Source organism: Tardiphaga sp. (assembly GCF_044340795.1).
Taxonomy (GTDB): domain Bacteria; phylum Pseudomonadota; class Alphaproteobacteria; order Rhizobiales; family Xanthobacteraceae; genus Tardiphaga.
The window spans coordinates 15483-27331 of the sequence record NZ_JBIISY010000071.1 but is presented as its reverse complement, the minus strand read 5'-3'; the positions used below and the strand labels follow the sequence as shown (position 1 = coordinate 27331).

Genomic DNA, 11849 nt, shown 5'->3' with positions numbered 1-11849 from the left:
TCGTGAGTGACTTTTATCAATTCGACAGACCATCGGACCCAATTACTTTTTTGGCCAGATTGTCGCAGGCTTTTACCGGTGATTTACGACATTCCATCAAAGTGAGCATACGGAGCTTGACGGCGAGAAACGCTGCGATCCCCGCGTCCGCCGCTCTGCTCACGCATTCCAGCTGACCCAACTCATTGCTCAACCCACCACCGGTCGAAGGCCGAGGGACCTGTTTGTTATGCTTGCTCGTATGTCTATCCGCGCCAAGATTTCCGTCGTCGTTACATTTCTTCTACTGGCTATGAGCGGGCTCGGACTGCTCGCCATCACTAAGATGCGGTCGATCAATGCGAATACGGTCGATATCCAGACCAGCTGGTTGCCGAGCGTCCGTCTGCTCGGTGAATTGCGCGCGGGGGTCATCACGTATCGCAACGTGATCCGTCAGCACATGCTCGCGGAGACGCTCGAGGAGAAGCTGGCCAACGAGAAAACGCTCGAGACCGTCGTCGCCAGCAACACGCGCATTCGCGCAAATTACGAGAAGCTGATCACCTCGCCCGAAGAGCGCGCCATCTATGAAGAGTGGGGCCGCATGTGGGAAACCTACAAGCAGGGCACGCTGCAGGTGATGGAATTGTCGCGCAAGGCCGCCGGCAAGATGCCGCAGGAAGCCAATGCGCTGAACACCAAGACCGTCAATCCGATCGGTCTCAAGGCGGATGAACTGCTCACCAAGGACATCGAGCTGAACACCAAGGGATCCAACGCCGCCGGCGCGGAGGCTGAGGCGAGCTACAACACCGCATTCATGCTGGTGCTGACCATCCTCGCCGTTTCCGCCGTTGCTGGCATCGGCGTCAGCATCTATCTGGTGCGCGATGTGTCCGCCGGCATCGCTTCGATCGTCAAGCCGATGCAGGCGCTCGGCGCTGGTGATCTCACCGCGCATGTGCCGCATCAGGGCATGAAGACCGAGATGGGCACCATGGGCGACGCGCTGCAGGTGTTCAAGCAGGCGCTGATCGACAAGCGCACGGCCGATCAGGCCGCAGCGGCCGATGCCGAAGCCAAGATCGAGCGCGGTCGTCGCGTCGACCAGATCACCCGCGATTTCGAGACCATGATCGGCGAAGTGGTCGAGACCGTGTCGTCGGCCTCCACCGAGCTCGAAGCCTCGGCCGGCACGCTGACCGCAACCGCCGAACGTTCGCAGGAACTGACCACCTCGGTCGCTGCGGCGTCCGAACAGGCCTCGACCAATGTGCAGTCGGTGGCTTCTGCGACTGAAGAAATGGCCTCGTCGATCAACGAGATCAGCCGGCAGGTGCAGGAATCCGCCAACATCGCCGGTCAGGCCGTGCATCAGGCTCGCACCACCAATGATCGCGTCAGCGAGCTGGCCAGCGCTGCCGCACGTATCGGCGACGTGGTCGAACTCATCAACAACATTGCCGGACAGACCAATCTCCTGGCGCTGAACGCCACCATCGAGGCAGCGCGCGCTGGTGAGGCCGGTCGTGGTTTTGCGGTGGTGGCTTCGGAAGTGAAGGCGCTGGCCGAACAGACCGCAAAGGCCACCGGCGAAATCTCGACGCAGATCTCCAGCATCCAGGCCGCGACGCAGGAGTCGGTCGGTGCCATCAAGGAGATCGGTGACACCATCGGCCGTATGTCCGAAATCGCGTCGACCATTGCCTCGGCGGTGGAAGAGCAGGGCGCCGCCACGCAGGAAATCTCGCGCAACGTCCAGCAGGCCGCCCAGGGCACGATGCAGGTGTCGTCGAACATCACCGACGTGCAGCGCGGCGCCAGCGAGACCGGCTCGGCCTCGTCTCAGGTGCTGTCGGCTGCGCAGTCGCTGTCGTCGGACTCGACGCGGCTGAAGGTCGAGGTCAGCAACTTCCTGAACGCTGTTCGCGCGGCCTGATCACGATCCTCCTGCAAAGGAAACAAAGGCCGGCGCTATGGCGCCGGCCTTTTCATTTCAAGAAAACCGCGACCAACTGCCACGTTCGCAATGCGGACCAATTTGATGGCAGGGGTTGTCCGATACCGCGCTGCGGAATTTGCTGCACGGCTTCTTAACCTCCGTCCCGCTAAGCAGAACGCAAGGGTGAAGGTCACCGATTCGATGTGACCATGGCCCCGCCGGCCGGTCGCCGGCGACGCATGATGCGTCCTATTTCAAAAACGAAATCCAATTCAAGCTGACGCCAACGATCCCTGATCGAAGGAACGATGACTCATGTTTTCTCGCCTCTCCATTCGTAACAAGATCACCATTGTCATTTCTCTGCTGCTGGTCGGCATGGCCGGCATGGGCGCCCTCGCCATCTACGAGATGGGCTACATCAATTCGAAGACCGCTGAAATTCAGCGCAGCTGGCTGCCCAGCGTGCGCGCGCTCGGTGAACTGCGGACGGGTGCCAATAACTATCGTAACGTCATGCGCGGCCACATGCTGTCGGAGACCGAAGAGGGCAAGGTCGCTGCCGAACAGCGCCTGAAGACCCAGGACGAGATCAATACCAAGACGCTGCGGGCTTATGAGAAGCTCATCACATCGCGGGAAGAACGAGCCATCTTCAATGACTGGCAGCGCGAATGGGCTGAATATATGAAGATCGCACAGGAAGTGATGGCGCTGTCGCGAGCGACGAAGCCGGGCGTTTTCCCACGCGAAGCCAACCTGCTGAACGACACCAGGGCCATTCCACAGGGGCAGAAGGCTGACGCATATCTGAACAAGAACGTCGATCTGAACAATACCAGCGCTGACAAGGCCGGTACCGATGCAGCGAGCGACTACGATGCCGCGTTCTTCATGATCGCGTCGATCCTCGCCGTCTCGGCGCTGCTCGGGATCGGCATGGGCATCTATCTGGTCCGCGACGTCTCCCGTGGCATCGCATCGATCGTGAAGCCTATGCAGGCACTCGGCACCGGCGACCTCACCGCCATCGTGCCGCATCAGGGCATGAAGACCGAGATCGGCAGCATGGGCGACGCCTTGCAGGTGTTCAAGCAGGCGCTGATCGACAAACGTGCTGCCGATGAAGCCGCAGCCGTCGACGCCGAAGCCAAGATCGAGCGCGGGCGCCGCGTCGATCAGATCACCCGTGATTTCGAACACATGATCGGCGAGGTCGTCGAGACCGTGTCCTCGGCGTCGACCGAGCTCGAAGCCTCCGCCGGGACGCTGACGGCAACCGCCGAGCGGGCCCAGGAACTGACCACGTCCGTCGCCGCTGCATCGGAACAGGCGTCGACCAATGTTCAGTCGGTGGCATCCGCCACCGAGGAAATGGCGTCCTCGGTCAACGAGATCAGCCGGCAGGTGCAGGAGTCCGCGAATATCGCCGGTCAGGCCGTGCAGCAGGCACGCATCACAAACGATCGCGTCAGCGAGCTGGCCAGCGCTGCGGCGCGCATCGGGGATGTGGTCGAACTCATCAACAACATTGCCGGGCAGACCAATCTCCTGGCGCTGAACGCCACCATCGAGGCAGCACGCGCCGGCGAGGCCGGTCGTGGTTTTGCGGTGGTGGCTTCGGAAGTGAAGGCGTTGGCCGAGCAGACGGCCAAGGCCACGGGCGAGATATCGAACCAGATTGCCGGTATCCAGGCGGCAACGCAGGACTCGGTCGGCGCCATCAAGGAGATCGGCGACACCATCGGTCGCATGTCCGAGATCGCCTCGACCATCGCGTCGGCGGTGGAAGAGCAGGGTGCCGCGACGCAGGAAATCTCGCGCAACGTCCAGCAGGCCGCCCAGGGCACCATGCAGGTCTCATCGAACATCACCGATGTGCAACGCGGCGCCAGCGAGACCGGCTCGGCCTCGACCCAAGTGCTGGCCGCGGCGCAATCGCTGTCCTCCGACAGCACACGGCTGAAGGTCGAAGTCAGCAACTTCCTCAACGCGGTGCGCGCAGCCTGACCGGCGTGCGATCAATGCGGGGGCCGGTGTAGATGCACCGGCTTCCCGGATCGCAGCCACGGATTGCAGGTGGCAGCCGTTGTCGATCTCTTAGGGAATTGCTGCGAGCGTAAGCCAGATTTATCTCGTGCGCAGTGAATGATGATTGCGCTTCATTTTCAGGCCGTGCCGGTCGCGCGGGATCTTGAGCGTAGGCATTATGGCGGACGAACTGGCAGGCAATGGTCGTGTGACCTTCGGGCGCGGCTACAATGTCTGGATCATGGGGATCGACGGTACATGGCGGCGCAATTGCCTGCTTACGGCCGTATCTGCCCATGACGCCGAGCTGACGCTGGAGACCTCCATCGAAGGCCTCAATCTGAAGGAATTCTTCCTTCTGCTCTCCTCCACGGGACTGGCCTATCGGCGCTGCGAGCTCGTCAAGGTCAATGGCGCGCAGATCGACATCCGCTTCCTCAGCATCAAGGGCGCCGCCAAGAAGAAATCATCGTCTCGCGGCGATGCCGAGATGGCGAACGCGTAAGCGCTACTCTGCAGCCTGTTTGGCGACGTCATGTGACGTCGGCGCGTGCATTGCCGGGCCTTTGCCGCGTCCCCAGCCGGACATGATGTTCGACAACCGGTCGAGATAGACATACACGACAGGCGTGGTGAACAGGGTGAGCGCCTGGCTGACGATCAGCCCGCCAACCATGGCATAGCCGAGCGGCTGGCGGATTTCCGATCCGGTGCCGGTGCCGAGCATCAGCGGCACGCCGCCCAGCAGCGCCGCCATTGTCGTCATCATGATAGGACGGAAGCGCAGCAGCGCTGCCTTGCGGATCGCGGCTTCCGGCTCGAGATGTTCGTCGCGCTCCGCGGCGATGGCAAAGTCTACGAGCATGATGCCGTTCTTCTTGACGATGCCGATCAGCAGGATGATGCCGATCAGCGCGATCAGGCTGAAATCGAAGCCGAACGCCATCAGGATCGCCAGTGCACCGACGCCCGCGGAGGGCAGGGTGGACAGAATGGTCAGCGGGTGGATGTAGCTTTCATAGAGAATGCCGAGGATCAGATAGACCACCACCAGCGCGGCGAGGATGAGAAGGGGCACCGTGGACAGCGATTGCTGGAATGCCTGCGCGGTCCCCTGGAAGGTGCCGCGCAATGTAGCCGGGGCATTCAGCTCCTGCATCGCGCTCTGCACGGCGTCGGTCGCCTGACCGAGCGCCACGCCCTGGGCGAGATTGAAGCTGATGGTGATGGCCGGGAATTGGCCCTGATGGCTGATCGACAGCGGTCGCACCGGCACCGTCGTCCATTTGACGAAAGCCGAGAGCGGCACCTGATCGCCGGTGGTGGGCGACTTGATGTAGATCTTGTCCAGCGTATCGAGCTTGCCCTGCAGTTCCGGCAGGATTTCCAGGATGACGTGATAGCTGTTCAGCTGGGTGAAGAACTGGGCGATCTGACGCTGGCCGAATGAGTCATACAGCGTGTCGTCGATCAGCTGTGGCGAGATGCCGAAGCGCGACGCGCTGTCACGATCGATGGTCAATGTCAGCGTCGTGCCCTTGGTCTGCTGATCGGTGGCAACGTCGCGCAGTTCGGGCAGTGTCTGCATCCTGGCAAGGATCTTTGGCGCCCACTCGTTCAGCTCGGCTAGATTGGCATCCTGCAGCGTGTATTCGAATTGCGTGCGGGTGGCGCGACCGCCGAGGCGGACGTCCTGTGCGGCCTGCATGAACAGGCGTGCGCCTTCGACCTTCTCTAGCTTGGGCCGCAGCCGTGCGATGATCTGCTGCGCCGAGGCTGATCGTTCGTCCCGCGGCTTGAGCGTGATGAACATGCGTCCCGTATTGAGGGCGCCGCTATTGCCGCCAATGGCCATGGCGACGGTGGCGACGTCGGGATCGGCCTGCACGATCTTGCCGAGTTCTTCCTGATGCCTGCGCATGTCGGCAAAGGAGATGTCCTGCGCCGCCTCCGATGAAGCCGTGATCAGGCCGGTGTCCTGCTGTGGAAAGAAGCCCTTGGGGATGATGACAAAGAGGTAGACCGACAGTGCGACGGTGGCGAAAAACACCATCAATGTTGTCAGGCGCCAGCGCAGCACGATATCGAGACCGCGCTCATAGCCACGCAGCATCGCGTCGAACACGTTTTCGCTCATCTGGTAGAAGCGGCCATGTTGGGCGTGCTTTTCGTCGCGCAGGAAGCGCGAGGCCATCATCGGCGTCAGCGTCAGCGAGACCACCAGCGAGACGAAGATCGCCATGGTAAGGGTGATGGCGAATTCGCGGAACAGGCGACCGATAATGCCGCCCATCAGCAGCAACGGGATCAGCACGGCCACCAGCGAGATCGATATCGAGACGATGGTGAAGCCGATTTCGCTGGCGCCTTTCAGGGCCGCGGCCATCGGAGCCTCGCCTTCCTCGATATAGCGCGTGATGTTCTCCAGCATCACGATGGCATCGTCGACCACGAAGCCGACGGAGATCGTCAGCGCCATCAGGGACAGATTGTCGAGCGTATAGCCGAACACCCACATCAGCGCGCAGGCGCCGAGCAGCGCCAGCGGAACGGTGATGCTGGGAATAATGGTGGCCCAGACATTGCGCAGGAACACGAAGATCACCATCACCACGAGCGCAATGGTGAGCAGCAGGGTGAACTGCACATCCTGCACGGCGGCGCGGATGGTCTGGGTGCGATCGCTCAGCACCTTGATCTCGACCGCCGGCGGGATCGCTGCGACAAGCCGGGGCAGCTCGGCTTTAATCTTGTCCACGGTGTCGATGACATTGGCGCCGGGCTGCTTGAAGATCACCAGAAAGACGCCGCGCTTGCCATTGGCCCAGGCCGCCTGTTTGGCATCTTCAGGGCCGGTCACCGCATGTCCGATATCGCGCACGCGCAGTGGCCCCCCATTGCGATAGGCGATGATGACGTCGTTCCAGTCCTTGGATTCCGGCAACTGGTCGTTGGCATAGATGGTGTAACTGCGCGTCGCACCGTCGACATTGCCTTTCGGGCTGTCCACCGTGGTGACGGCGAGCTGGGTGCGGATATCTTCGAGGCCGAGGCCCTTGGCGACGAGCTTGGCGGGATCGATCTGGATGCGGATCGCCGGCTTCTGCTGGCCACCGATCGTCACCTGCGCGACGCCGTTGATCTGGCTGATCTGTTGCGCGAGCTGCGCATCGACGCTGTCGCTCACGGTGGTGATGGGCAGCGTGTCGGAGGTCGCCGACAGCAGCATGATCGGAGAGTCAGCCGGATTGACCTTGCGATAGGTGGGCGGCGAGGGGAGGCTCTTCGGCAGTTGCCCGCCCGCGGCGTTGATCGCGGCCTGCACATCATTGGCGGCGCCATCGATGGAGCGATTGAGGTCGAACTGGATCGTCACGGCTGCGGTGCCGAGCGAACTCGTCGATGTCATCTGTGCGACGCCGGGGATCTGCGCGAATTGCCGTTCCAGCGGCTGTGCCACCGACGAGGCCATGGTTTCCGGGCTCGCGCCCGGCAGCGTCGCCGAGACCTGCACGGTCGGGAAATCCACCTGCGGAAGCGGGGCGACCGGAAGGAGGGGGTAGGAAACGAGCCCGACAAACAGGATGCCTGCCATCAGCAGTGAGGTGGCGATGGGATAGCGGATGAACGGCGATGAAATACCTCCGTTCATGGCTTACTGCCCTTTCGCAGCGTCGGCAGACGCGACCGCGGCCGAGACCAGCGACCCCGGCTGCACCTTGTACTGTCCGGCGACGATCACGCGATCGCCGGGCGCGAGCCCGTCCTCGATCACCGTGCGCCCGTCGATGGAGCGGCCGGCCTTGATCTTGCGAACTTCAGCCTTGCTGTCCGCGTTGATGGCGAACGCATAGAGTCCGTCGATGCCATGCTGCACGGCATCGTCCGGCACCACGACAGCGTCCTTCAGCGTGGTGACGAGAAGGCGCGTCGAGATCGACAGGCCCGGCCACAGGACATGGTCCTTGTTGTCGAACACCGCTTTCAGGCGAATGGTCCCGCTGGTCGTGTCGACCTGATTGTTGACCACCGACAGCGTGCCCTTCGACAGCAGCCGTTTTCCGTCGCTCGTGTAGGCATCGACTTCCAGCGGATGTGCGGCGAGCTGCGCGTTGATATCGACCAGATGCTGTTCCGGCGCCGTGAAGATCACGGCGATCGGTTCGATCTGTGCGATGGTGACGATGCCGGTCTGTGTCGCGGCATTGACGATGTTGCCCTTGTCCACCTGACGGAAGCCGACCACGCCGGCGATCGGTGCCTTGACCGTCGTGTAGTCCAGCTGCGTCTGCGCATTGGCAATGGCTGCATCGTCGGCAGCGATCAGCGCAGTTACCTGCTGTACCGTCGAGCGCTGTGTGTCGGTTTGCTGCCGCGTGGCGAATTCGCCGAGCTTTGTGTAGCGCTGCAGATCGAGATTGGCATTGGCGAGATTGGCCTCGTCCTGCGCCTTCTTCGCCTTGGCCTGATCGAGCGCGGCCTGGAAGGGGCGCGGATCGATCTGCGCGAGCAGGTCGCCCTCCCGAACGATCTGTCCTTCGGTGAAAGCGATGCGGTCGATCTGGCCATCGACACGCGTGCGGACGACGACGGTGTTGAAGCCTTGCACCGTGCCGAGGCCGGTCAGATAGACAGGAAAGTCAGACTTCTCGACCGATGCGATCTTGACCGGAATAGGGACGGGCGCGCGCGGTTTGTTGGCCTGGGCTGCGGCGTCGCTGCCTCTGTAATGCCGCACGACCACGGCGCCGCCGCCGAGCAAAACAGCCAGCAAAATCAAGCTGGTCCAGCGGAAACGGGAACGCGTGGTCATGGCGGGCTCTTCCGGCTTGCGGCAATCTTGCGGCACGGATCATTTTACCCGGCCGAGTTGCACCTTTGCGGCCAGTTAAAAACCCCGTTCAGGCGTGTAAACACACGACCGCGCGAGAACGCTCATCATTGCGAAAACTTCATGTATTCAAGTGTTTCTGCGTGTTTCCGGGAGGCGCAGACTCCAATCCCAATCATCCATAACGACGAGGGTGGCAGACCATCGTTGGTCCGCGAGCGGGCAATCCCCGGTTGATCGATCTGATGCGATCTTGCGCGTCGCTGGGCGAGTATCGTGCGGCAGCCTGGCGGCGGTTCGATGGCGCTCCTAGGGCAGGGAAAACACTGCGCTCCAGTTTAGAATGATTTTGATCTGGAGCTATTCAAGCGGAATTGAGTCCATTCGTGTGGGCAAAGCGGTCGCAATCCGGGTAAGGACATGTTGCGTTCGCAGTCGCGATATCGCCGCGAGCGCATCCAAGCCATTCGCTCGATCATACAGCCCTACGATGATGCCCATCGCCGTCACATATTCAGCTTCGTCGCCTGGCGGCGGGAAGGCTGCAGCGGACAGGGGATGGGACTGCAAGGCCGCAGTTTATTCTGCTTCTAAACTGCAACTCGCAAAGCGCGTGACAGCAGCCATGCGCGGCGCGGCTTTTGCAGATATGTACGACGTGATACGGCATGCGGGCACGCGACGCTCGATGCCGGATTTCGACGGCGCGCTTCACGTCCGTGTTGAACGCTGCCGAAGTGGCGAAGCTGAAACGGCCTCATGGGCCGGCTCTATCGAAATCCTGTCTGCTACTGGACCGAGGTACAATCTTGTTTAGAAACGTTCTTATGTTGCTGGCAACGCTGGCGACGGTCTGGTTCGCATCGCCACTCATCGCACAGCAGGCGACGCCGCCGGCTGCCCCGGCAGCAGCTGCGCCAACTGTAACTGCGCCAGCTGCAACGCCTGCGCCGGCACCGGTTGTCTCGCCGAGCTCTCCAGCGGCACCCGCACTCGTGAGCCCCGCGACCGAAGCTGCCGCGAAGGCGCCGGTGGCGACGGGTGAGCATGATCTGTCGCCATGGGGAATGTTCATGGCGGCCGACATGGTCGTCAAGGCGGTCATGATCGGCCTCGCGCTGGCATCGATGCTCACCTGGACCATCGCCTTCTTCAAATTTATGGAGCTCAGCTATGCGAGCAACCGCCTGAAGAGCGCGCTGCGCAAGATCGGCGAATCCCGTTCGCTGGCGGAAGCGCAGATGGCGCTGGGCGACAAGAAGACGGTGCTGTCGCGTCTGCTCGCCGCGGCGATGCGCGAAGGCAAGATGTCGGCCGGCATCTCCAGCGACGAGGGCATCAAGGAACGCGCAGCTTCGAGCTTCAGCGAAATCGTCCGCGCCGAAGGCCGCAAGATCCGCACCGGCATGGGCTCGCTCGCAACCGTCGGCGCGATCTCGCCTTTCGTCGGCCTGTTCGGCACCGTCTGGGGGATCATGAACAGTTTCATCGGCATCTCGAAATCGCAGACGACCAACCTCGCGGTCGTCGCACCGGGCATCGCCGAAGCACTGCTCGCCACCGCGATCGGCCTCGTGGCCGCCATCCCGGCCGTGATCATGTATAACCACTTCGCCCGCGTGACGAAGAACTACATGGAAATCGTCGGCCGTGCGCAGGGCGCTTCGGGCCGTCTGTTGTCGCGCGATCTCGATCGCACCCATTCCAGCGCCCACATGCGCGCAGCGGCTGAATAACCATGGGTATGTCGCTTTCCGAAGGTTCTGGTGACGACGACGATTTCGCGGAAAACCACGATATCAACGTCACCCCCTTCATCGACGTCATTCTGGTGCTGTTGATCATCTTCATGGTGGCGGCGCCGCTGTCGACCGTGGATCTGCCGATCAACCTGCCGACCTCTACCGTGGCGCCGCAGAAGAAGCCGGACAAGCCGACCTATGTCAGCATCAAGCCGGATCTCGCCGTGGCCATCGGCGAGGACATGGTGCGGCGTGTCGATCTGATCAGCCGTCTCGACTCCATGGAGAACGGCAACAAGGATCGTCCGATCTTCCTGCGCGTCGATCGCGCGGTGCCTTACGGCGAATTCTTCGACGTGATGGAGCGCCTGCGTGCGGGCGGCTACACCAAGACCAAGCTCGTCGCTCTCGAAGGCGTGGCTGCCGCGCCGGGCGCTGCGCCCGCGCCGGGAACGCCGCCGGCCGCGCCGCAGCCCTGATTTCGGAACGGTTATGCCTGATCTCGATCGCAACTCATCGTCCTGGCGTCTGTGGCTGATCGCAGCGGTTTGCGCCGTGACGCTGCATGTCGGCGGCATCGCGGCTGCCGTTTACGAGATGCAGCAGGAGATGGACGACGACGGCCTCGGCGCCAATGCCATCGAAGTCGGCATGGAAATGGTCTCGCCGGACGTGGAGCAGACCGACCTGCCGCAGGGCCCGGACTCCGAAGCGTCGGCCGCATCGCCTGCGGTGCAGGAGCAGAAGGCCGTCGAGAAGGAAAGCGATCTTCCGAAGGAAACGCCGAACGAGAGTGAAGAGCCGGATATGGCTGTCACCGAGAACAAGGCGGAGAAACCCGAGGAAGAGACCCCGGAGAAAGCCCAGAAGCAGCAGCAGGCTTCGCAGGAATCCGTCGCCTCGGAAGCCGCCGCCCAGCAGAAGCTCGACGACTCGAAGACCGGCGAGAAGGCGCAGGCCGTGAACACCGGCATGGGCACCGACAAGAAGCGGCTGTCGGCGGTGTGGGCCAAGCAGCTCTCGGCCTATCTGGAAAAGAACAAGCGCTATCCCTCCGAACGCCAGCAGAAGGCGGCCGAGGTGATGGTCAATTTCGAGATCGACCGTGTCGGCAAGGTGCTAGCCGTGCGTGTCGTGAAGGGCTCCGGCGACGCCGCGTTTGATGAAGCCGCCGTCGCCATGGTCCGCCGCTCCGACCCGCTGCCGCCGCCGCCCGCGCTGATCGCCGATGACGGGTTGAGCTTTACGGTGCCGGTGATCTTCCGCATCAAGAAGGGGTAGTTGCCGTCATTGCGTGCGCAGCGAAGCAAATCAGAAAGCC

The 11849-nt window shown here is 62.3% G+C and carries 8 protein-coding genes; 6 read left to right on the top strand and 2 right to left on the bottom strand.

The features are described from left to right. Nucleotides 1–229: 229 nt before the first annotated feature. From ACIQ17_RS13840 to ACIQ17_RS13830, 3 genes are all read left to right on the top strand, one after another. Entirely contained in the window at nt 230–1921 is a 1692-nt protein-coding gene (locus ACIQ17_RS13840) for a methyl-accepting chemotaxis protein (protein WP_398469500.1), read from the top strand. A gap of 318 nt (nt 1922–2239) precedes the next feature. Then, nucleotides 2240–3934 (top strand): methyl-accepting chemotaxis protein, encoded by a 1695-nt coding sequence (locus ACIQ17_RS13835; RefSeq protein WP_398469498.1) that lies wholly within the window; start codon nt 2240–2242, stop codon nt 3932–3934. Nucleotides 3935–4133: 199 nt separating this feature from the next. Next, nucleotides 4134–4460, top strand: coding sequence for a PilZ domain-containing protein (locus ACIQ17_RS13830; RefSeq protein ID WP_398469506.1), 327 nt, complete (start codon nt 4134–4136; stop codon nt 4458–4460). Between the two features lie 3 nt (nt 4461–4463). Here the strand turns inward: ACIQ17_RS13830 and ACIQ17_RS13825 are convergent, their stop codons facing one another. Together ACIQ17_RS13825 and ACIQ17_RS13820 are read right to left on the bottom strand one after the other, a co-directional pair. After that, nucleotides 4464–7607: a multidrug efflux RND transporter permease subunit gene (locus tag ACIQ17_RS13825; protein WP_398469496.1), complete on the bottom strand. Its 3144-nt coding sequence runs from the start codon at nt 7605–7607 to the stop codon at nt 4464–4466. 3 nt (nt 7608–7610) lie between these two features. Then, nucleotides 7611–8768 carry an efflux RND transporter periplasmic adaptor subunit gene (locus ACIQ17_RS13820; protein ID WP_398469494.1) on the bottom strand — a complete coding sequence of 386 codons (1158 nt, stop codon included), beginning with the start codon at nt 8766–8768 and terminating at the stop codon, nt 7611–7613. Nucleotides 8769–9613: 845 nt separating this feature from the next. Here ACIQ17_RS13820 and exbB point away from each other — a divergent pair. From exbB to ACIQ17_RS13805, 3 genes are read left to right on the top strand one after another with little or no spacing between them, the layout of a single operon-like run. Continuing rightward, the gene (gene exbB / locus ACIQ17_RS13815) at nt 9614–10522 is read left to right on the top strand and encodes a tonB-system energizer ExbB (protein WP_398469492.1); all 909 of its coding nucleotides are present in this window, start codon (nt 9614–9616) and stop codon (nt 10520–10522) included. 2 nt (nt 10523–10524) lie between these two features. Beyond that, the gene (exbD, locus tag ACIQ17_RS13810; protein WP_398469490.1) at nt 10525–11007 is read left to right on the top strand and encodes a TonB system transport protein ExbD; all 483 of its coding nucleotides are present in this window, start codon (nt 10525–10527) and stop codon (nt 11005–11007) included. A 13-nt stretch (nt 11008–11020) separates the two neighbouring features. Beyond that, nucleotides 11021–11809 (top strand): energy transducer TonB, encoded by a 789-nt coding sequence (locus ACIQ17_RS13805; protein WP_398469488.1) that lies wholly within the window; start codon nt 11021–11023, stop codon nt 11807–11809. The last annotated feature ends 40 nt before the right edge of the window (nt 11810–11849 follow it).